Source organism: Maritalea porphyrae, assembly GCF_030159895.1.
Taxonomy (GTDB): domain Bacteria; phylum Pseudomonadota; class Alphaproteobacteria; order Rhizobiales; family Devosiaceae; genus Maritalea; species Maritalea porphyrae.
In genome coordinates, this window is record NZ_BSNI01000001.1 from 583,017 (window position 1) to 604,541 (window position 21,525).

Genomic DNA, 21,525 nt, shown 5'->3' on the forward strand with positions numbered 1-21,525 from the left:
ACTGACTTGGCAAAAGCCGGCATCTATGTGACCCCATCGATGCCGGCTTAATCGTTTCTATGCTATTCAGTTGCTGGTTCTTCTAAAGCCACACCAACGCCAAACGCATCTGCACGCCCTTCTGGCGCACCAAACAATTGCTCAACCGGCAATGCCATCGTTTCAGGCTTTGTCGCCAGCACCAGTTCCCGGCTTTTGTGCTTTAACCCAAGCTCACGGATAGCGCCGGCGAGCTCTAGTTTGCGAATTTGCGCAATGCCTTGGAAAGGTGGGCGCAGCATATCAAATGCATCTGTGCCTTCTAATGGATCGACAACGGCAACAGATATCTCGCCGCCGCGATAGTATTGACTAACAACCTTATCGACAAAGAAGGCAACCTTATCACTGCCTGCAGATGAAAGGTGGATGCCATCGCTTTTGCGCATCAGCACATTTTGGCCATTCAAGTCCGGGCCATAAGACGAATAATTGCCATCCTCATCGACAAATCGCTCATAAATGTCGACATATTCCGCACCGTTTGCAAATGCTGCCAGGCGGTGCATGGACGATATTTGGCTCATGGCTTTTGAGTAAGATGTTTTGCGCATTGGTGGCAGACCCATCCACACCACCGGCTTTTGCGCTTGCGCTACTTTTGACAAAAACAGGTTTAGCCGCCGCTCATATTCTAGGCGCCAACCAGGGGTCAAAGGTTGGTGACGACCATCTGCCGCTCTAATCTCCTGACGATCATTAATACCAATCGCAACAACCAACAGATCGAATGGCTGGTTGACCAAGTAATCATCAATTGCAGCATTCCAGTCAAAATAATCGTCCCGCACAAACCCCGACGACCCGACGCCTTTGCTTACAATCGCCAACTGGGTTTCCGACGCGTAAAAACGATCAAGTGCCTTTGCAAGATCAATCGCCAAACTATCACCAACGACCAGAAGGGTTTTTGCGTCCGGCGCCTTTTCGATCATTTTGACTGTTGGCACAGTGGTAATGCTTGGCGACGACTTCCGCTTTGTCGAATTTGTGTTCTTTGTCGATTTTGGTGGCGTTGCAGGTTTGTTTCGCCCAAATAAAATATCAAAAAGGGAGCGTTTCTTGGGTTCACTATTTTGCGCAACCACGATGCGATCATCAGCTAGCGTCGCACCCACAACGCCCGGCAGCCCCAATGGCATTGCCAGCAGCAAAGTCACAACAAACAATCGTAAACAGTTCGCTATTCGCATCTCAAACAATCTATTTTGCTTTCATCACAGCATCATATACGCCCATGGTGGGAAAGCCATCCGCAACATATCCATTTTTGTGCTGCCACGCTCGCAATGCCTGCTGGCTAATTGGCCCAAGCCGCCCGTCGATCTTGTCCTGATAATAGCCCAAACGCGTCAATTTCGTTTGCAAATTGATACGCTGTTCGCGATTTAAAAATTTGCTATTGCGCGGCCAGTCATTAATCAGAGGTCCTGCACCTTTAAGGCGGTCCGTAAGGTGCGCAACAGCAAGCGCGTAAGAATCTGCGAAATTGTACCCTTTGAGGGCCAAATAGTTCTTCGTCATCAAGAATTTTGGCCCGTTCGCACCTGCTGGCACATAAAGAAAGACTTGCTCATCTCGATCACCAAACTTTCGGCCCTTAACACGCAGAACGCCACGGTCCGCAAAAAACGACACCGGTCGAAATTGATCGCGGCCCGCAAGCATATAGTCAAACCCATTCGGAAGGTTCACCTCGTAACCCCAATCATGGCCAGCCTGATATCCTAGTCCCAATAACCACTTCGCGCTTGAGGCCAACGCGTCTGCCAATGACCCATGCGGGTCGCGTTTTCCATCATCATCAAAATCGGTCCCATGGGTAAGAAATGCAGAGGGCATGATTTGCAAATGTCCTAGCGCTCCAGCCCAAGACCCTTTCAGTCCGCTCGCTGGCGCTTCGTTTCTGGCATAAATCTTCAGCGCAGCGATCAATTCTGCTTCATCAAGTTTCACGCGCCCACGCCGCTGATGAACCAAGCTAAACAATGAGCGCAATACGGGCTTAAAATAGCGATCATTGCTCATAATCGCCCCATAGTCTGTTTCAACGCCCCAAATCGCTGCGAGCATATACGGGTCTACGCCATACTTTGCGCCGACTTTCTGGAATACTTGCTCGTTGCGCGCAAAAGCATTGCGACCTCGACTTATGCGGTCTTGCGTGATCCGCCGGTCTAAATAGTCCCAAATTGGGCGCTCAAACTCGGGCTGGCTGCCTTCGGCGACTTTGATCGCAGGATCAGGCACCAAGCCTTGAGTTAATTGTCGATAGAGTGATTTTGGGATTCCGGCCGCAACCGCTTTTTTCTCAAAACTCGAGACGAACTGCACAAAACTCTGTGTTGGTGCGGCATAAGCTACACCAACAAAAAGCGATACAAAAACAATCGTCGCCCATAGCAAGCGCACAAAACTCACCTCCACATTGTCAGATGAGCATCGTGGCACAGATTTTAGCCCAATTCAGGGCGATCATTGCGGGTCAGCAAATATTTTTCCCAAGCAAAAGCATGGTCTACAATCTCACGCAAATCATCGTGCTTTGGCTCCCAACCAAGGACAGATCGTGCACGATCCGCTTGCGCAACAATCGCAGCCGGGTCTCCAGCGCGACGACCTGTTTCCTCGGCAACAAAGTCAATGCCTGTCGCCTTTTTGACAACACCAACAACTTCTTTCACGCTATAGCCACGACCATAGCCGCAATTCATCGTCGTGCTTTCTCCACCATCGCGCAAATAGTTTAGCAACAACGCATGTGCTTCGGCCAAATCAGTCACATGGATATAATCACGTATACAAGTGCCGTCAGGCGTTTCGTAATCTGTGCCAAAAATCTTCATCTTGTCACGTTGACCAAGCGCGGTCTGACACGCCACCTTAATCAAGTGGGTCGCGAGTGGCGTCGATTGCCCGGACCGTCCTTGTGGATCAGCTCCCGCCACATTGAAATAGCGCAACACGCCATATTTGATGTCATGCGCAAATGCGACGTCCGCAAGCATCATTTCGCTCATCAGTTTTGATTTCGCATATGGTGATTCTGGACTAAGTGGATTTTCTTCGCCAACCGGCTCCATGCCCGCCATGCCATAAACTGCAGCAGTCGACGAAAAAATAAAGTGCTTCACACCTGCATTCACGGCAGCTTCAATCAAGTTGCGCGTTGTGGCTGTGTTGTTGTGATAGTATTTCAAAGGGTTTTCAACGGATTCTGGAACAACAATTGACCCCGCAAAGTGCAATATCGACTTGATTCCACGTTCCTGCAAAAGCGCTGTTACAGCTTCGGTATCGCCAGCATTTCCCTCAACAAAGTCAACACGATCATCCACCGCCCACTGGAAGCCCGTGGTTAGATTATCCAGCACCGTAACCTTCTCACCGGCATCTGCGAGCTGAAGCACGGTGTGACCGCCAATATAACCTGCGCCGCCTGTTACCAATATGCTCATTGCACGTCCTCAAACATTATTAATCAAACCTCGTCTATCACTTGAAGGGTTGCGATTGCATTACACAATGACTAGTTGTGGTACAAATTCTGTAAAAGGAAAGCCCATTGAGCAAAAAAGTTCGGACCGCCGTTTTTCCCGTTGCTGGCCTCGGCACGCGTTTTTTACCTGCCACCAAAGCCATGCCAAAAGAAATGTTGCCAGTGGTGGACAAGCCTCTGATTCAATATGCCGTGGACGAAGCCCGAGAAGCCGGAATTGAACATTTTGTCTTTGTAACTGGCCGCAACAAAGGCGTGATTGAAGATCATTTTGACCGCCAGGTTGAATTGGAAATCACGCTACACCAGCGACAAAAACACGACATGCTGAAAATGCTTGGTGAGGGTTTGCCCAAGCCAGGCCAAACAAGTTTCACGCGCCAACAAGAGCCAATGGGCCTTGGGCATGCGGTATGGTGCGCGCGTGACATTGTCGGGAATGAGCCATTTGCGCTTTTGCTGCCAGATATGCTTATGCGATCAAAGCCGGGCGTTTTGACCCAAATGATGCAAAGCTACAATCAAAATGGCGGCAACGTTATAGCGGTTGAAGAAGTTGAACCCAACGATGTCTCATCTTATGGCGTTGTCGGCCGCGGCGACGGGCCGGACGAAGGCTTTACGATCTCTGAGATGGTCGAAAAACCTTCTGCTGACGAAGCACCTTCAAATCTCATCATTTCGGGTCGTTACATCCTACAGCCCGAGATTTTTGATCTGCTGAGCAAGCAGTCAAAAGGCGCAGGCGGTGAAATTCAAATCACTGACGCGATGGTGACCTTGATGGGTCAACAAAATTTCACAGGCGTGAAATATGAAGGGCATAGTTTTGACTGCGGTTCGAAAGTTGGCTTCTTAACGGCGAACGTCGTTTTTGCAATGGACCGTGAAGATATTGCAGCAGACTTCAAGTCAGAACTGCGCGAAGTGGCCGCCGAACTGCTCGACAACTTCACTATTGCCGATTAAAGCGCAACCCCGCCTCAATCAAATGCGTGCGGCGCACATCAGTGGGCGCCTCGCGCAACGAAAAGCTGTAATTCGCAAAAGCCGACAATTGCTTGTTCGCTTGATATTGCAAACCCAATCCAGCGCGCGTCGTTTTAATTTCATCTGTGCTTGTTTGATAGTGCTCTCGCTGCAATTCCCCAAACACCGACCCCTGCAAACTAGAATTGATCTGCTGATTAAACGTCAGCCGTCCCGTATCAACGATCCGCATGGCTTCGCCCGATGATGGCGAAGGACTAATGTTCGTATCAACAGCAAGCACGACTTGTGACGTGTCACTTGTTTGCCAATCAAGGTTGGCCCCGTATGTAAAGGTCTGCAAAGCGTCAAGACTGGTGTCATCAAAACTCTGCCGCAAATACCCCAACGATGCGGTACCCTGTAACCGTTGGTCAAAGCTGACTTCAGCACCAATTTCAGCTTCGTAAGTCCAACTGTTCCGACTTGCTCCAAGTGTGGTACTTGTTGCATCAAATCGAGAGCGGCTGAGTTGCGCATCCACGAACGCTTGAATGGTTGGGGTCAATTCGCGTGAAATTCGCCCACCAATGCCATAGGTCCAAGCGTTTTGGTCAGCGTTAGATTGGTAACTATTATCATTGAGCAATGAATTTGCAGTTTGCGATCGACCGACTGAGCCACGCAACTGCATCGCTGTTTTGCTGAACTGGTGACTATATTGCGCCACCAATCCAAACTGTTGCTCATGCCCAGCCACTTTTACATCTGTGGGTAAATCGGGATCGGATGATCGTGGCTGGGTGATGCCATAACTAATGCCCAGTTCGGCTGCGGCATGCTGATTCAATCTAAGGCCAACCGTCGCCTGAGTGCCCAGAGAACGAGCAGAAAACTGGTCGCCACCAACTTGGTCCAACTCGGCATTGCCACTAAGAGATATGGACAAGTCATCATTTTGCCGCTGAAGGGAAAACTGAGGCGCAGCTATAACAAAATGCGAATTCTCGCCATTTACATTTTCAAACCCGCCACGCAAGGTGACTTCGCTTGAAAGGTCCCAATCATGCAAAATGTCTTGAGCGAAAACAGGCGCACAAACAGATGCGCCAAGGCACAATGTGCTTGCCGCTATCAAACGCTGATAACCAGCCTTTGAATTTATTGCCACGATTTTCCGCCTGTTCTACTTACAAAAATCTACCTGCATCCTGCTCGATTATGGTTAATGAAGTGATAATTCGGGTGCGGGCATTTTCATAAAAAAATGCTTTTTATCAATAGGTTGCATCACAAACATGTGTTGCAAAACGTGATCCAAGCCCCGTCCCCCATTAACAGCTGATTAGCCTTAACGCGCTAAACTGCCCTCACGTAATTGACCTAGCGCCCATCCGTAAATGGGCTGCAGTAAGGAGTAGGGTCTAATGGATTTAGCCACAATTCTTGGCATGCTCGCCGGTGCAGGCTTTATCGCTGCTGCGATTTTTATGGGCGGCTCGTTTTCGCAATTCGTTGATCCGCCTTCGATCATGATCGTGGTGGGCGGCGGCATCGCCGCAACACTTATTCGCTTTCCCTTGGCTGGTGTCGTCACCGCTTTCTCAACTGGTGGCAAGGTGGCGTTCACTCATAAAAAGGTCGACCCTCGTGAACTGATCGAGCAGATCGCTGAAATGGGTGACATTGTTCGTAAGAACGGTCCACTAGGTCTTGAGAATGTTGAAGTTGAAGAGCCGAATTTGAAAAAAGGTGCCCAGTATATTGCTGACGGCTACGACGCTGCTTTTATCCGCGAGACGATGGAACTTGAGCGCGATCAATACATTACGCGCCTTTCAGAAGGGCAGCGTGTTTTTAAGTCATTGGGCGATGCAGCACCTGCATTCGGGATGATCGGAACGCTTGTTGGTCTGGTGCAGATGCTTGCAAACATGTCAGACCCATCCGCCATTGGTCCCGCGATGGCGGTTGCTCTTTTGACCACAATGTATGGCGCGGTTCTTGCCAACCTTGTTTGCTTGCCTATTTCCGACAAATTATCAGCAAAACTGGTTACAGAGGATATCAACCAGACGCTCGTTATTGATGGCATTATGTCTATCCGCGATGGCAAGAGCCCTGCCCTCATCAAGGAAATGCTTACCGCTTACCTCCCAGAGAAGCAACGCGAGTCACTGGACGAAGCGGCTTAATAGGAAGCAAAGATGGCCAAGAAAGAAAAAGCAGCAGGCGGCAGTGACATCCCAGAATGGCTGGTGACGTTTGCCGACTTGATGTCCATTTTGGTGTGTTTCTTTGTTTTGATTATTTCTTTTTCAATTCAGGACGACGAAAAACTTCAGGTGGTCGCTGGATCAATCAAAGAAGCATTTGGGGTGATCAAGATTCAAGCCCGTGCCGGGATTATCGAACGCGATGGCAACCCGCAGCGCGACTTTGTCAAGTCGCTGACACTTGACGAGCAGAATACTCAGACAGAGTTTGCCGAAGTTAAACACAATGATCGCTCCAAACAAGGTCCGGAAGCCAACACGCACGACATCGAAAAATCCGATGTAGAGATCCCACGCCAATTTGCGCTAGCAACGACAACATTGCGCCAAGCATGGCAGGAGTTGCCCGAAATCACCTTCGTTGCGGATAATTTGCTTATCGAAGAAACCGAAGAAGGCTTGCACATTCAAATTGTGGATCAAGAAGGCCGCACCATGTTCCCCGAAGGGTCAAAGTACCCTTATGAGACCACCCGTCAGGCTATTGCGATCATGACACCTATTTTGAAAAGCTTGCCGAACCAAATTCGAGTCACTGGCCACACCGCCGCCGGCGCGTCTTATCAGACAGCAGCCTATGGACCATGGGAGCTATCGTCTGATCGTGCAAATGTCGTGCGTCGCCTAATGGAAGAATTTGGCATGCCATCTGAACGGATTTTCTCCGTCGTCGGCAAAGGCGATGCTGACCCTCTATTCCCGAACGATCCCTATCTTTCGGCCAACCGCCGCATCTCGATCCTCGTGATGCAGGAAAGCCCGCCAGTGCCAATTGAATTAAAACCATAAAAAAACGGCGCCTTATGGCGCCGTTTCTTTGTTCTTATTCATTCCATTGCGCTTAAGACGCTTCAACTTTCAACACGGTCGCCTCAACAGAGACCACGGTAACTTTGGTTCCTTTTTCAAGATCGGGCCCAGTTACGCGCCAAAAACTATCTTCAACCTTCAACCGCCCTTTACCATCGACAATCGGCTCGTCGAGCCTGAAAGTTTGACCAACCAATTTTTGGTTTCGTGCATTCAAAAAAGGTCGGTCTGATGCGTCTTTACGCCCCTTGAAGTATAGCGTCCAAATCGCAACGCTTGCCACCGACAGAACGGCAAACAAAATCCACTGCGTTTGCCAATTGAACGCCTGGGTGAGCGTTGCCAACCCCACCAGCACAGCAGAAACGCCAAACCAGACAAATACGCCGCCGGGCACCACCAGTTCAATGGCAAGCAAAATGAACCCACCAATAATCCAAGACCAGCCGCCATATTCAGCAATTAGCGCCATCAAATCCATGTCTTAACTCTCCGAGTTTGGCACGCGCCCGGGCTGCCGTTTTGGCTTGTCACCTCCAAATGCCTCGCGCGCGATTTCTGCAATACCGCCAACGGCACCGATCACGCTGGCCGCCTCAAGCGGCATCATCAACACTTTTTGGTTTGGTGACTTGGCGATACCTTCCAACGCTTTGATGTAATTGTTGGCAACGAAATAATTCACCGCCTGCACATCGCCTGACGCGATTGCTTCGGACACCATCTGTGTCGCTTTTGCTTCCGCTTCCGCCGCCCGCTCGCGCGCTTCCGCATCCCGGAACGCGGCCTCTTTACGCCCTTCCGCTTCTAGAACCTGAGCTTGTTTTTCACCCTCAGCTTCCAAAATCGCGCTTTGGCGACGACCTTCACTTTCAAGAATGGTCGCGCGTTTTTCGCGCTCGGCTTTCATTTGGCGAGCCATGGATTCGACCAAGTCTTTTGGTGGATCAATGTCCTTAATCTCGATGCGCGTGATTTTTACGCCCCAAGGTGACACCGCGGCATCGACGACATTGAGCAAGCGCGCATTGATCTCTTCGCGATTGGAAAGAAGTTCATCCAAATCCATAGAACCCATTACCGTTCTGATATTGGTCATGGTGAGATTAAGGATCGCGTGCTCAAGATTATTCACTTCATATGACGCGGCAGCGGCATCCATAACCTGATAAAAAGTAACGCCATTTGCAGTAACTGTTGCGTTATCTTTGGTGATCACTTCCTGGTGCTGCACATCGAGCACCTGCTCCATCATGTTGATCTTTCGGCCAACGCCATCAACAAAAGGAATAATGAGATTCAAACCAGGCTTCAGTGAGCGCGTATATCGGCCAAACCGTTCAACTGTATAATTGAAACCCTGCGGCACGGTCTTCACGCCTGCAACAAGGACCAATATTACCAGTACGGCGCCTACGATGATTGCAATCGAAAAACCGTCCATCACACTCTCCCAAAAATCAATTTTCCAAACATGTGGGGACAATGAGCGGTTTTATCAAGAAAAGCAATGTTGAACCCCCAAAATCGCGCCCCTTCTTGCATGGTGTTTGACCTAGATCATTTTTATCTTGATTTTTATAATCATATTTAGCAAAACAACCTAAATATCCATCACGAGTGGCCCAGATGCTATATCCAATTGCCCTGATTATTCACCTTTTTTGCGCCACTGCTTTTATCGGCGTGGTATTCTTTGAAGTATTTATCCTAGAGGGTATGCGCCAACACATAACCGAAAACACGATGGTGGAAATCGAAACCGGTCTGGTCAAACGTGCACGACAAATTATGCCATATATCGTTGGCACCCTGTTTCTGTCAGGTGGATATCTAGGCTACACCCAATTTCAGGGCATGGGCGTTCTATGGCAGGACAGTTTTTCGATCCTACTAAGCCTCAAAATCGCACTAGCCCTAAGCGTGCTCGGCCATTTTGTGTGGGCGCTCACCAATGCCAAAAATGGGTGCATGAACTCAAAGAAGTTCCAGCTAACTCACATCAGCGTATTCACCCACATGGTGTTAATCGTGATCCTTGCAAAAGGCATGTTCTATTTCACCTGGTGAAATAGGGCGTGGAACCAACCGATAGCTTAGAGCCAGCCGGCAAGTTCGCGCTTTACCACGTCTTCAATCACGTCCATACCTAGTTCAGAATCATTGAGGCACGGAATATAGGCAAACTCCTCGCCGCCCGCTTCCATGAATTCCTCTTTGCCTTCCATCGCAATTTCTTCAAGCGTTTCAAGACAATCAACAGAAAATCCAGGCGTAAGGATCGCTATCTTTTTGATCCCCTTTTCGGGCAGCGCTTCCAACGTTTTGTCGGTGTAAGGTTGCAGCCATTCTTCCGGACCAAAACGAGACTGGAACGTAACCATCATCTTGTCTTCGGGCCATCCAAGCTTTTCGCGCACCAGACGTGTCGATTTATAGCACTGGCAGTGATAGGGATCGCCCTTCATCAAATAGCTTTTGGGCACGCCGTGATATGAGGTGATCACCAGATCAGGTTCAAAATCTAAATTCGCCAGACCCTGTTCAATCGATTTTGCAAGTGCGCTCACATATGCATCATTCTCAAAATAGGCAGGTGCGGTTCGCACCGCTGGTTGCCAACGCAATTGCTTAAGCGCGTCAAACGCCTTGTCGTTTGCCGTGGCCGTGGTGGCCGCTGAATATTGCGGATACAGCGGCACAAGCAAGATCTTGTCGCACCCTTGTGCTTGCAGCTCTTCCAATTTCGATTGCGTCGATGGATTGCCATAACGCATGGCATAATCAACAACCACATTTGGCTGGTCAGCATAACTTGAGCGCAATTTTTCGACCTGCCTCTTAGCAATCACGCGCAACGGACTGTCGCCATTTTCATAGTCCCAAATTTTGTCATACGCGGCGCCCGATTTTTTGGGACGAACCGTCAGAACGATACCATTCAGTATCGGCCACCAAATCCACTTTGGAATTTCAATCACCCGGCTATCCGACAAGAACTCTTTCAAATACTGGCGCATGGACCAATAATCTGTGGCATCTGGCGTGCCCAAATTTAAAAGCAACACCCCTATTTTCTTGGGTTGCACTGCTGGATGATCTTTTGGGAGATGCGACGACATTTTGCCTCATTATTCTTTATGGTTCGGCGTCCGCTAGGTGGCCACAACATAAAGACGCACACAGCAAAATGCAGTGTTCGAATTGTCGCAGATATCCCCTAACCTTCGCCGCCTAACATAGTGGGTACATTCCTAAAAGCAAATACGAAAAGGGCGACCCAATGGATCGCCCTTTTGCAACAATTTGTTTAGTGCAGTGACTATTCTACAGCACGAATGCGGTCATCAACCATCGGGGTATATGCGCCGCCAAGTTTAGCAATGTACTCAGCAACAACATCTTCGAGGCCCGGACCATAGTCGTAGGCGTTCATACCTTTTGTCTCAAAGACACTGTATCCGTCGCCGCCGCCACGCATATAGTTGTTTGACGCTACGCCATATGTTGCGTCTTCAACCAGCGGACCATATGTACCTTCATCACCCAGGACTTCAACAGACACGACACGGCTGCCTGGCTCTGCCTTAGGATCCCAAACATATCTGATACCTGCAACCTGTGGGAATCGACCTGCACCATTTTCAACTTGGCTTAGACCATTCTCCAGCGCTGCAATAACGTCTGCACCTTTAAGTTCAAATGTCGCCAACGTGTTTTGGAATGGCAACACAGTAAGCACTTCACCCATAGTGATTTCGCCAGCATCAATTGATGCACGCAAACCACCACCGTTTTGGATAACGATACTCACACCTTGGTCCTGTACACGATTAAGCATCGCTTCAGTTACCAATACGCCCATTGAACAAACTTTAGCGCGGCAATTCGCACGATCACCATCAATTATGTCCGTTGTTTCACCAACTACTTTGGCTTTGATCTCTTCCAAAGGCGCAGCTTTTTCATTAATCAGCGCAAGCATTTCCTTGTTTTCAGGAACACGTGCATCCAACAACCAAGGTTGACCTTCAGCTTCGGTTACATCGCCATTATCGTCCCAAGTAACAGTCAACTCACCCAAATATTTTGAGTAAGCATATGCTTGAACGATTTGGACAGGCTTGCCGTTTGGCGCATCAACAACTGTTGGATATTCATCCAACAATGTATGAGAATGTCCGCCAACAATCACGTCGATTCCGTCAACAGCCGCTGCGATTTCCATATCGCGGTTGATGCCAACGTGAGACAGCAAAATAATCTTGTTGATGCCATCAGCTTCGAGCTGGGTGACAAGCTTTTTCAAAATGTCTTCAGCTTGAATGAACGGGACGTTTTTGCCCGGTGAAGATGTTTCTGCAGTATCTTCTGCGAGTACACCAATGATTGCGATCTTCTCGCCGCCAACTTCTTTGATGATGTGTGATGGAATTTTGCCGGCCAACAATGGCTCATTCGCCAAATTGGTGTTGGCAAACAACACAGGGAAATCCGCAGCGTCAACAAATTCTGCAAGTTTTTCCGGACCATCGTCAAACTCGTGGTTACCCACGGCCATGGCATCAAAACCAATCATGTTCATCAACTCAACAGCCAAAGAACCTTTGTACGTTGTATAGAACAAGGAACCTTGGAACTGGTCGCCAGCGTCGAGCGTAATAACATTCTTGCCAGCGCCCTCTAGCGCAGAACGGCGCGTATCAATTGCGGTGGCAACACGCGCCATACCGCCAAAGCAGCTACCTTCGGCATTATCAGATGGACGACAACCTGAATCAAATCTGTTGATCGGCTGTATGCGCGAGTGAACATCATTAATGTGCAAAATACTTAGCGTATAATCTGCGAATGCTGGCGCCGTGGCACTGGCCATCAAGGTACCAAGCGCAAGCGCGAGTGCTTTTTTCTTCATTTTTATGAGCCTCCAAATAAAATTCAACCAGCCCCTTATAGGCCGCGCCTCATGGCAGATTTTTGACAATTTGCGATGATTTTTGTGCGCGCCGTTCCTCCCACAGACACTGGCTTGCACTAGAGCTTATGACAGATTTGTGACAGTGGCCAGCACAAAATTAGACCATTTGGACAAATCGAATTGGATCAAAATGACGAGTAAAGCAAGATCGCGCCGAACCCAAAAACCACAAAAGCACCGGCCAATTCTGCTGTTGCGAAAACCTCCGACCACACGCGCCCACCAGCTTCGGCCCGCAACTTTGCAAAGCTCTTGAAGTAGACGGCAACCGCCGCAAGTGCAGAAACCGTAATCGCGGTGCCAAGCCCCATCAAGAAAGTCGCTGCAATGCCGGCTAGCAACAGTTGTTGGCTCAGCGCAAAAGCCAAGACCACCAAAGCGCCAGAACAGGGGCGCAACCCGACAGAAACCACCAACCCGACTTGCTCGCGCCAAGGCTTTGCTCGGAATTGCTCTGGGTCCGGTGCGTGGTTGCAATGTTCGCAATGCTCAGCATCGTGGTCATGATCATGGTGATGGTCAGAGTGGTCATGATTGTGCACATGGGCATGCTTTGACTTACTAAATAGCTTCCGCCAGATAAGCCAAAGGCCAAGCAACATCACCAAACCATAAGAACTCACGGCCATCCAATGCGCCGCGTCCGACATGGCAAAACTGGTCAATTGCAGCACGCTTGCCGCAACCAAAACAAATAACACTGCAACGATGGATTGCATCAAGGCGGTAGCAAAACTCAGCGCTATTCCCTGCTTGAGTTCGCTTTCATTCGCCAGCATATATGATGAAATAACAACCTTGCCATGCCCGGGCCCGGCGGCATGGAAAATGCCATATAGAAAGCTCAGGCCACCCAAAACCCAAAACGCACTTCCATCCGCGCGCATGCGCGCCAAACTGTCAGTAAGCGCGCGATAGAATGCCTTTTGCTGCACGTTGATCCAGCCAAAAAACCCGGTGGTTTGTCCGCCAATGTTCGGCTCTTGCGGCGGCGCCACAAAAGGAGACCCCTTTGGCTTTTCACTCACAACGGGCGTCACGGCGCCAACATTTGTGCCATCACAACGCACTATAATGATGTTTGAAAGATCTTTGACCGCTTGCGCTAAATCTGCAGGCAACTCGAGCACATCGGTTCCTAGCGCATACAAGCGTTCTTCGATCTCGGGATCGATTGGGCGTGGTCCATTGGCCTCCGCCGAACAGGCCTCGGGCGCATTGTCGAAATAGACCGCATCCCCTTCAGCAAACTGAAAAGCGGAATAGTATTCTGGATCTGCAACCTCAATTTCAACGTCAGACGTAGGAGCAATGGCTTGCTCAAAGTCTATCGCAAATGCCAATTGTAGATTGGTACCATCATATTCCATTCGCGCATCGCGCCCGGTCGCAAATTTAACATTTTCACCACCCGACAAACCAGCAACAGTATAATAGTCAAACTCCTTGAGGCCGAGCATGTTGTCGTCGGCCAAGGGCTGTAACTCGTCGCTGGTTACCGTGCCGTCTTCATTCTCATCTAGGCCCTGAATCGCCCAGGCCGAATAAAGCGCATCAAAGGTCCATGCTTGGCGAAGACCGGTGATTTGCCCCGCATCATTGAACGCAATAACAACACGTGCATCGATAAAAATGTGCGGATGAGCAAAAGCGCCGCCAATACCGGTCAGCACCATCAAAATCACTGCGATTATGCGCAACATAAAACCATTTGCCCCGGCTCATCTTTGTTCAAATGCCGCATAAACACCAATTGCGGCATCAACGCGTCATTCTTTATTTTCAAAACGCGACAGGTCAAATTTCGCCACGTCTTCAACAAGTTCAAAAAAGCCCTCAACGGCATGTGCAGCACTCGCGGCACCTTTTTCAGCCGTCGCTGCCTTCGCATTGCCGACCACACCTTCTTCATGCAGATCGTCACTCATCCAGCCAAAACGGTGTTTGCCAAAACCAGTAAGATGTTTACTTTGCGCCTCGATTTCGCCAAGCGAGTTCGCACAGTCTCGTGCTTTATCCATATCCACCTTGTCTGGCGCGTAGTGCAACATCAAAGAGGTTTCGATGTCACCGCCGTGAATGCCATATTTGCGCTCATGGGCGTCAAACAAGCCTTCTGGCTGACCAAAGCGCAACCAAGCCGACGATACTGCCAGCATCTCAAAATCGCGCCGCAGTGCCAATATCAACTGGTCCACAACCGCACTGTTCCCGCCATGCGATGACATGATGATCAATCGCTGCCCTCCCCAGGCATAAAACCGCGCTGCGATCTCATACCAGTTTTGCAAAAGCTGATCCGCATCAAAACTTAGCGTACCTACGAAGTGGTCATGTTCGTCACTGGCTCCAATTTGCTGTATTGGGAAAACCAACACATTTGCTGCACAGCCAGCTGATTGCGCAGCGCGTAGATGACCTTGTGCAATGTCACAGTCTGTCGAAAGCGGTAAATGGGGACCATGCGGCTCGATTGCGGCAACGGGCAGCACACCAATGGTTTGCTCGTCAACTAGCGCAGCCAATTCATCGCGCTTTAAATCCATCAGATTAAAGACTGGCATTAGATTGTTCACTCCGCCCAAATCGCTTTACTTTGGTTTTCGCAGTTATTCCATCATTTGCAAAGCGGGTCAGTTGAAATTAACCGATTAACGATAGTCTAAGCCTTGATTTCAATTGCAAATTCGATTGCGCTACAAATAATTATGGCCAAGAAAACCGAAAATACATTGCTGTTCGCACTCATTGAAGCCGGCGCCCTAAGCCGTCAAGCCGCCATCGCACCTTTGCGCGAACTTGGTCTTGTGCCCGGCGATGATGCGATTTTGTTGTGGCTCAATGGCAATCCAGAAACAGAGTTTTCCGAAATGATGTTTGAATTGGGGTTAGACAAGCAATCCCTGCGCACCACATTGTTCCGTTTCCAAAATGCTGGTCTCATCATCTGCACTCCATCCCAAAATGGAGACGATCTGGACGTGACATTAACCGATGGGGGCCAACGCCTAATCGATGCGCTCGAACATCATTGGCGCACGCTCGACAAACAGTTGCGCGCCCAACTTAAGCCCAAGAAAAACAAAAAGCTCAAAAAAGCACTGCACAAGCTAGCGGACAGTTTTTGAGCTCTCTTGCACTCGGTGAAACAGCAAACTCGTCCCCACAAGGATCGCAAGTGAGGCCAGCAACGCCAACACGGCAATTGGGAACTCTGAACCGGAAATCTCACTTTCGTTTAACGCAAAGACTGACGCCCCCACGCCAAACACAAACTTTCCCAAATCAATCAAATCCGACAGAAGCTTTGCTTGTCTGTCAGATAGCTCAGCGCGCATAACCAGGCGCTTTAGCTCCCTGGCCATTCGGAAAACGATGCCAACCGACAAAACCAAAAATCCAACCTGCAATTGGGCTTTCATCCATGCTTCATTTCCGTTCAAAAGCGCAAAAACGGTGATTGGCAAAAGCGATACACCCCAATGCCAGAGACGAACTCCATCGATGCCTAGCAACAACTTATCCATTCAATATTCAGACCACCAAAAAAATACAAAAACTAAACTGACTTCTTCCGTGTTAGAAGTTTGAAAAACCGCCACACCGCAAAGCCCAAAATAAGGACAGCAATAACCAACGCCATTCGCGGCCATATCGGGTTGCGCACCCAAACCAAAAACAAAATGCTTAAACACATCAAAGCGATTTGCTGCGAAAGATATACACGCCAAGGCGCATTGTAATAATAGTGAAGACCTCTACTCTCAGCGTCCAATGGCACTTGAGCTCGCGCGTAAAAGTAAGGCACTTGCACGACCAGCATCACCAAGAAAAATGACAACCCCAAAAACAACCCTAGCGTCATGGCACTTTCCGGCCAGACAACAGCGACGCCCAGCGAGACGACAACCAAAAGAACTGCTGCGTTTATCCAGCGCATCTCTTTGTGCATCAAATGCGCCCAAAACAGTTCCTTAAAGCGCATCGAGCGGAACCCCGAAATATTTGCGGTGATAATATGTGGTCATCCCGAGCCCTATTATTGCCATCACCCCAAGCAGTGAAAATGTGTAGATCGGTGCATATTGGTCAAAAAAGCCCATTCCCCAGAACCAAATTCCACCGACAGCAATTGTGGCAACTTGATGCAAAACAAGCACCGTCCAACTGGCGCGAGCATAATATGCATAATGCCTCTTGGGATGATCGACAGGCACCTCAACCAATGCATATATCAATGGAGTGCTAAGCGTTAACCACAGCGACCAGAGTGCAAAGCTGAATAGCAATGCAAAGATGTCTTCTGAAGGAAAGGCAACCACCAAAAAAAGCGAACAAGCTGCTAACCCCAGTATGTTGAAATAAAACAATGCTCGCGAATGACCTTGCATCAAATGCGCCCAAAACAATTCTCGAAATCTCATATCATTCATCTTCAAACTTGTAATATGCGATGCGGCGAAGATAGCCGCGCGCGGCGTAAAAGACCAAATAAACCGTTTGTGTCAGCGGCAAAAACAACCCCCACCCTAACGGCGCGTCAAGCAACCAATATAGCCAAGTGAGCGTTATCAGATTTACGATGTGATCGAGCACATAAACGGGCCATCTTGCTTCCACCAAATAACCCCAACTGCGTGAAGCGGCATATGGATCAACACCCGCAAGTGCGAAAAAGAAAGCTGGCGACAAGGCGAAATAACTCAACAGCAAAATGATAGGCGGCAGGGCGTCACGCGCCTCACCCATGTCGAAGGCAAAATCGAACCGCCAGTGAATGGCAAACCAAACCAACACAGCGATAAGCCACCAGTTGGCACGATGAAAAAAGTGCTCTGCGAACCTTGTCTGAAAATTCAAATACCACCATCCCGCTTTTTCAGAACCCAACTTGTCGCTGAATATAAAGAACCAGGCAACAAAACGCCAAATGTCAAATAAACGAGTTTGGTGCCTACGCTAGATGCCGGGTGATTGAAAAAGAAGCTTGCTGCAAGCATCGCCAAAAAGAAGACGAAGCCGACGCCCCATTTCGCGCCCACAACTGGATGTTCGGCCGCTTTGTTTGCCGATTGGATAGCAACCATAAACAACGCACCCAGCATGAAGGTCAGACAATAAAACATATCCCAATAATAAACCGGGTCGTCTAAGACGAGCGCAAGAGACGGCCCAGCGATTGTAGCAACGCCAAACAGGGCAACGGTCTTTCTATTAAGGTGGCGCCCAAATGCGCTCAATAAATCCATAAAGTTCATAATCCAAATCAACAAAATATCTTGCCAATTTATCCAATCGCACTGTCAAAGCAATGCGCAATTTTACTTCCAAGACGCAGATCAGATGCTAAACTCCATTTAGGTGATTTGAGAGAAAAATAAAGATGTTCAGCGTTCCGATCTACTATTTGGACCTTTTCGGCGTCGCGATTTTCGCCACCACTGGCGCGTTGGTGGCCAGCCGCAAACAACTCGACATCATCAGTTTCGCGCTGTTGGCGACCCTAACCGGTGTTGGTGGCGGCACGGTCCGAGACCTCATATTGGATCGTCCGGTTTTCTGGACGGTCGACCAGACTTACCTCATCACCTGCATTGCAATTGCTGTTGTTGCCTTCTTTGCTTCTCATTTGATCCAGCGCCGATATATCGCCTTATTGTGGCTTGATGCGATTGGACTGGCGGCCTATGGCGTTTTAGGCGCCCACATTGCGCACCAACATGGCCAAGGCTTTTTCGTGGCTACCGCCTTAGGCATGATGACTGCCACCTTCGGCGGGATGATCCGTGATGTGGTGAGCGACGAGAACACCCTCATTCTTCAAGATGAGATCTATGCGACCGCAGCGCTATTTGCCGCCGGTGGTTATATTTCTTTGGTCTATCTCGGCGTAACTCCAACAATCGCTGCCATCTCGGGCACCGTAATTGGCTTTATCTTGCGCGCAGGTGCCATTCAATTTGGTTGGCAACTGCCGCGCTACAAGCCACGTGAAGGTAAAGAATATTGATCCATTTTCTCGATCAAAAGCTCTACCACATTTCCGAAGAACCTAACATTTCTTCGTTCCGGCCCCGCTTAGATCGCAATGGAAATATGAGTGTTTGGGCGATCAGCGCCCACCGCGTCCAAAACTATTTGCTGCCGCGTAATTGCCCTCGAATTTGCGTTTGGGCAGGCGAGAAAACCAACGAGCAAGATCGGCACAAATTACGTCACGCCAATTCAATCATAGCAATTGAAAGGGCGTGGTTTGAACGCGCAGAAAGCACGCCCCTTTTTGCCTACATGTTCGACAGTGACGGATTTGAAATCGAAGATGCCAACGCTGGATATTTCACCTCAAACCAGGATCAAATACCAGAAGATGTACAAGAAATCGACGACCCCTTACGCCATCTGAACCGACTAGGTACACGCCTGGAAGTGCTTGAAGAATTACACAGTTTCAAAGAAACTATTTTGTCCTCTAGCTTTGCATTTTCTATGATTAGAATGCGCAATGCTGCGCCTATTCAACCGACGCAGACTTGAACACAACAAAAATTGGCTGGTTCACAGCCATTTCCATATCAGACACGGTTTTGCACATCACCCGTGCCCGGACGAGCGAACCTTCAACCCGCACCAAAATGTCCGCGTGGGCCTGATCAGTCATTGAGATTGTTTCAACAGCGCCCAGCAATTGATTGCGCGCGCTTACCCCGACTAAGCGCTCTTTGGCCAACAGCACATCGCGTGCCCAAACGCGCAATCGCACTTCCTCCCCGACAGCCATATTGCGGGCAGGCAAATCAACCAATTGCTCACCAATAGCGATCTGCGCCAAATCAAAACGCTTATCGATTGCAGCGACCCGTCCATTTAAAACACTGGTGATCCCATTCTCAAAAAAGGCCGCACCATCCAATTTGGCCATCGTTTCGGCAATTGGACCTTGCGCAACGATTTGACCAGCGTCTATCGCAATCAACTCATTTGCCAGCTGCGCCGCCTCATCCATCTGGTGGGTGACATAAAGCACGGGAATCTTCGCATCAGCAAAATGTTGCCGTACAAGTGCAATCAGGTCAGTTTTCAACCTTGGATCGATCGCGCTCAGTGGCTCATCAAACAACATCAATTTGGGCGAACCAAACAATGCGCGGGCAATCATCACGCGCTGCTTTTCGCCACCCGACAAACCATGCGGCATACGATCTAGTAGCGCATTGATCCCAAGATCATGCGCCAACTGATCAATCGATACGATGGACTGCCGTCCAAGCTCAATGTTAGATCGTATATTCAAATGCGGCAGCAATCTTGGCTCTTGAAAAACCATGCCAATGTCGCGCATCTCTGGCGCACCAGTAAGCGGCGTTTCATTGAGTGAAATTCTGCCGCTTGTTGGAACATCTAATCCCGCCAGCGCCCGCAAAAGAGATGTCTTGCCCGCGCCCGAAGGTCCAACAATAGCCGTGATCCCCGGCAGCGCGCGAAACTGAAATAGTGCAGAGCTGTTGCCGCGAATGCCTTGAATATCAACCTCAAGCATGACGCACCACCTGCTCGCCAAGCATGCGTTTTTGCAGCCAATTCAACAAATACTCAGAACCTAAGACGGCAATCACAGAAATTAAAATCGAAACAATGCTCAACAGCAAAACTGTCTCGCCGCCATCAAATTTTTGCAAAGCCGAATGGATCGCTAGGGAAAAAGTCTGTGTTTCACCGGGAATATTGGCGACAAATGTTATCGTCGCGCCAAACTCGCCCATAGCCTTTGCAAAGCCCAAAATGCCGCCAGCAACAACACCCGGGAGCGCCATTGGCAAATAAAGCATTGAAAAGCGCTGCAGCCGGCTACGGCCAGCCACAGCCAGCGCTTCATCTAGATTTGGGTCGACAGCCTCCAATGACAGCCTTATCGGTCGCACGATCAATGGCAGTGCGACCAATCCGGCCGCAAGACTTGCACCAGCCGCATTGAATGCAAACGAAACACCCAACGGTGCCAAAACAAGTCCAACCGGTCCTAAAGGGCCGAACACATATAGGAGCACAAGTCCTGTAACCACCGGTGGCATCACAAGCGGCAACATGATGACCGCGCTGAGCAATTGCTTACCCCAAAACTGCTTTCGCGCGAGCAAGTAGGCCAACCCAAAAGCAATTGGCACCGCCCAAATCAGTGCAAATGCTGACACTTTGAGCGACAATAATACAATGGACCAAATCTCAGCCGACACTACTGCCTCTCAAGCGGTACAAACCCATAAGATGCAACTATATCACGCGCTTCTTCACTGCCAAGGAATGAAACAAAGGCACCAACTTCAGGTTGGTCATGACCCATGGCCACCATCCAATAGATGATCGGCATATGTGTGTCCGCGCCAAACTCATATGCGACATTCAACTGCAACAGCTGCGCATCTGATTGATAAACAATTCCAAAGGGTGCAGCGCCCGCACCTACCAATTGAGCGGCGGCACGCACATTGTCTGCAGGTGCGAGGCGATGGTGCAGGCTTTGCCAAACGGATAGGCTTTCCAACGCTTGTCGCGCATAGATGCCAGCTGGCACATGATCCGGATCAGCAACAGCCAATCGACCTTCTTTGAGCAATTCAGGCAGCTGAGCAATATCGGCTATACTTTGTTGCTCATGTGAAATCAGCACCAAGCGATTGGAAAAAAGCGGCCGCAATTCTTTGTCGTCCGCCACATATTGCGCCCAATCTTCATTGGCGGAAATAAACAGACCCGCAGGTGCCCCGGCCTTGATTTGGCGCGCAAGACTGGAACTACTGCCGACAACAATCGTCAAACCATCAATGTTTGAAGCCTCAACAAGGGGATCAACAACATCGACAAGCGACGAAGCGACAAAGATTTTGCTGTCGGCGAACGCAGGGTGACAAATCATCCCAAGCAACGCCGCCAGCAAAAACCCAAGCCGCTTCAGCATG

25 protein-coding genes are annotated in these 21,525 nt (G+C 49.5%); 7 read left to right on the forward strand and 18 right to left on the reverse strand.

Annotated features, from left to right (window positions below):
• Nucleotides 1-62: 62 nt before the first annotated feature.
• From QQL65_RS02910 to galE, 3 genes are read right to left on the reverse strand one after another with little or no spacing between them, the layout of a single operon-like run.
• Entirely contained in the window at nucleotides 63-1,232 is a 1,170-nt protein-coding gene (locus QQL65_RS02910; protein WP_284361908.1) for an SGNH/GDSL hydrolase family protein, read from the reverse strand.
• Between the two features lie 10 nt (nucleotides 1,233-1,242).
• On the reverse strand, nucleotides 1,243-2,451 hold the full coding sequence (locus tag QQL65_RS02915; protein WP_284361909.1) for a lytic murein transglycosylase: 1,209 nt from the start codon (nucleotides 2,449-2,451) through the stop codon (nucleotides 1,243-1,245).
• A gap of 44 nt (nucleotides 2,452-2,495) precedes the next feature.
• Complete coding sequence (gene galE / locus QQL65_RS02920) at nucleotides 2,496-3,497, reverse strand: UDP-glucose 4-epimerase GalE (RefSeq protein ID WP_284361910.1); 1,002 nt, start codon at nucleotides 3,495-3,497, stop codon at nucleotides 2,496-2,498.
• Between the two features lie 107 nt (nucleotides 3,498-3,604).
• Between galE and galU the strand changes: the two genes are divergently transcribed.
• Nucleotides 3,605-4,507 (forward strand): UTP--glucose-1-phosphate uridylyltransferase GalU, encoded by a 903-nt coding sequence (gene galU / locus QQL65_RS02925; RefSeq protein WP_284361911.1) that lies wholly within the window; start codon nucleotides 3,605-3,607, stop codon nucleotides 4,505-4,507.
• On the opposite strand, the gene QQL65_RS02930 is transcribed toward galU, so the two are convergent.
• On the reverse strand, nucleotides 4,494-5,678 hold the full coding sequence (locus QQL65_RS02930; protein WP_284361912.1) for an outer membrane beta-barrel protein: 1,185 nt from the start codon (nucleotides 5,676-5,678) through the stop codon (nucleotides 4,494-4,496). The genes galU and QQL65_RS02930 overlap by 14 nt on opposite strands.
• A gap of 256 nt (nucleotides 5,679-5,934) precedes the next feature.
• On the opposite strand from QQL65_RS02930, the gene QQL65_RS02935 reads away from it, so the two are divergent.
• Complete coding sequence (locus tag QQL65_RS02935) at nucleotides 5,935-6,702, forward strand: motility protein A (protein ID WP_284361913.1); 768 nt, start codon at nucleotides 5,935-5,937, stop codon at nucleotides 6,700-6,702.
• A gap of 12 nt (nucleotides 6,703-6,714) precedes the next feature.
• Nucleotides 6,715-7,572: an OmpA/MotB family protein gene (locus tag QQL65_RS02940; protein ID WP_284361914.1), complete on the forward strand. Its 858-nt coding sequence runs from the start codon at nucleotides 6,715-6,717 to the stop codon at nucleotides 7,570-7,572.
• Nucleotides 7,573-7,624: 52 nt separating this feature from the next.
• Here QQL65_RS02940 and QQL65_RS02945 read toward each other — a convergent pair whose 3' ends face one another.
• The gene (locus QQL65_RS02945) at nucleotides 7,625-8,074 is read right to left on the reverse strand and encodes an NfeD family protein (RefSeq protein WP_284361915.1); all 450 of its coding nucleotides are present in this window, start codon (nucleotides 8,072-8,074) and stop codon (nucleotides 7,625-7,627) included.
• Between the two features lie 3 nt (nucleotides 8,075-8,077).
• Nucleotides 8,078-9,037, reverse strand: a complete 960-nt coding sequence (locus QQL65_RS02950) for an SPFH domain-containing protein (protein WP_284361916.1) — start codon at nucleotides 9,035-9,037, stop codon at nucleotides 8,078-8,080.
• A gap of 185 nt (nucleotides 9,038-9,222) precedes the next feature.
• On the opposite strand from QQL65_RS02950, the gene QQL65_RS02955 reads away from it, so the two are divergent.
• On the forward strand, nucleotides 9,223-9,663 hold the full coding sequence (locus QQL65_RS02955) for a CopD family copper resistance protein (protein WP_284361918.1): 441 nt from the start codon (nucleotides 9,223-9,225) through the stop codon (nucleotides 9,661-9,663).
• 26 nt (nucleotides 9,664-9,689) lie between these two features.
• On the opposite strand, the gene hemH is transcribed toward QQL65_RS02955, so the two are convergent.
• The 4 genes from hemH to QQL65_RS02975 form a co-directional block, all read right to left on the reverse strand.
• Complete coding sequence (gene hemH / locus QQL65_RS02960) at nucleotides 9,690-10,715, reverse strand: ferrochelatase (protein ID WP_284361920.1); 1,026 nt, start codon at nucleotides 10,713-10,715, stop codon at nucleotides 9,690-9,692.
• A gap of 200 nt (nucleotides 10,716-10,915) precedes the next feature.
• Nucleotides 10,916-12,508, reverse strand: coding sequence for a bifunctional metallophosphatase/5'-nucleotidase (locus QQL65_RS02965; RefSeq protein ID WP_284361921.1), 1,593 nt, complete (start codon nucleotides 12,506-12,508; stop codon nucleotides 10,916-10,918).
• Nucleotides 12,509-12,696: 188 nt separating this feature from the next.
• Nucleotides 12,697-14,274, reverse strand: a complete 1,578-nt coding sequence (locus QQL65_RS02970) for a HoxN/HupN/NixA family nickel/cobalt transporter (RefSeq protein ID WP_284361922.1) — start codon at nucleotides 14,272-14,274, stop codon at nucleotides 12,697-12,699.
• Between the two features lie 66 nt (nucleotides 14,275-14,340).
• Entirely contained in the window at nucleotides 14,341-15,135 is a 795-nt protein-coding gene (locus tag QQL65_RS02975) for a creatininase family protein (protein WP_284361923.1), read from the reverse strand.
• Nucleotides 15,136-15,279: 144 nt separating this feature from the next.
• Between QQL65_RS02975 and QQL65_RS02980 the strand changes: the two genes are divergently transcribed.
• A complete protein-coding gene (locus QQL65_RS02980) occupies nucleotides 15,280-15,699 on the forward strand; it encodes a MarR family winged helix-turn-helix transcriptional regulator (protein ID WP_284361924.1) in 420 nt (139 codons plus the stop codon).
• On the opposite strand, the gene QQL65_RS02985 is transcribed toward QQL65_RS02980, so the two are convergent.
• From QQL65_RS02985 to QQL65_RS03005, 5 genes are read right to left on the reverse strand one after another with little or no spacing between them, the layout of a single operon-like run.
• On the reverse strand, nucleotides 15,682-16,098 hold the full coding sequence (locus QQL65_RS02985; protein ID WP_284361925.1) for a hypothetical protein: 417 nt from the start codon (nucleotides 16,096-16,098) through the stop codon (nucleotides 15,682-15,684). The two genes, QQL65_RS02980 and QQL65_RS02985, sit on opposite strands and share 18 nt — an antisense overlap.
• A gap of 32 nt (nucleotides 16,099-16,130) precedes the next feature.
• Nucleotides 16,131-16,523: a hypothetical protein gene (locus QQL65_RS02990; protein WP_284361926.1), complete on the reverse strand. Its 393-nt coding sequence runs from the start codon at nucleotides 16,521-16,523 to the stop codon at nucleotides 16,131-16,133.
• Nucleotides 16,524-16,545: 22 nt separating this feature from the next.
• Nucleotides 16,546-16,962: a hypothetical protein gene (locus tag QQL65_RS02995; protein WP_284361927.1), complete on the reverse strand. Its 417-nt coding sequence runs from the start codon at nucleotides 16,960-16,962 to the stop codon at nucleotides 16,546-16,548.
• Between the two features lie 34 nt (nucleotides 16,963-16,996).
• Entirely contained in the window at nucleotides 16,997-17,431 is a 435-nt protein-coding gene (locus QQL65_RS03000) for a hypothetical protein (protein WP_284361928.1), read from the reverse strand.
• On the reverse strand, nucleotides 17,428-17,820 hold the full coding sequence (locus QQL65_RS03005; RefSeq protein WP_284361929.1) for a hypothetical protein: 393 nt from the start codon (nucleotides 17,818-17,820) through the stop codon (nucleotides 17,428-17,430). The genes QQL65_RS03000 and QQL65_RS03005 overlap by 4 nt, the downstream gene beginning before the upstream one ends.
• 134 nt (nucleotides 17,821-17,954) lie before the next feature.
• On the opposite strand from QQL65_RS03005, the gene QQL65_RS03010 reads away from it, so the two are divergent.
• A complete protein-coding gene (locus QQL65_RS03010; RefSeq protein ID WP_284361931.1) occupies nucleotides 17,955-18,581 on the forward strand; it encodes a trimeric intracellular cation channel family protein in 627 nt (208 codons plus the stop codon).
• Nucleotides 18,578-19,105: a DUF6886 family protein gene (locus tag QQL65_RS03015; protein WP_284361933.1), complete on the forward strand. Its 528-nt coding sequence runs from the start codon at nucleotides 18,578-18,580 to the stop codon at nucleotides 19,103-19,105. The genes QQL65_RS03010 and QQL65_RS03015 overlap by 4 nt, the downstream gene beginning before the upstream one ends.
• On the opposite strand, the gene QQL65_RS03020 is transcribed toward QQL65_RS03015, so the two are convergent.
• The 3 genes from QQL65_RS03020 to modA are packed head-to-tail and all read right to left on the reverse strand — an operon-like array spanning nucleotide 19,083 to nucleotide 21,524.
• A complete protein-coding gene (locus tag QQL65_RS03020) occupies nucleotides 19,083-20,108 on the reverse strand; it encodes a molybdenum ABC transporter ATP-binding protein (protein ID WP_284361935.1) in 1,026 nt (341 codons plus the stop codon). The genes QQL65_RS03015 and QQL65_RS03020 overlap by 23 nt on opposite strands.
• Nucleotides 20,101-20,802 carry a molybdate ABC transporter permease subunit gene (modB, locus tag QQL65_RS03025; protein ID WP_284361936.1) on the reverse strand — a complete coding sequence of 234 codons (702 nt, stop codon included), beginning with the start codon at nucleotides 20,800-20,802 and terminating at the stop codon, nucleotides 20,101-20,103. Before modB ends, QQL65_RS03020 begins: the two co-directional genes overlap by 8 nt.
• Complete coding sequence (gene modA / locus QQL65_RS03030; protein ID WP_284361937.1) at nucleotides 20,802-21,524, reverse strand: molybdate ABC transporter substrate-binding protein; 723 nt, start codon at nucleotides 21,522-21,524, stop codon at nucleotides 20,802-20,804. The genes modB and modA overlap by 1 nt, the downstream gene beginning before the upstream one ends.
• Nucleotide 21,525 lies beyond the last annotated feature (1 nt).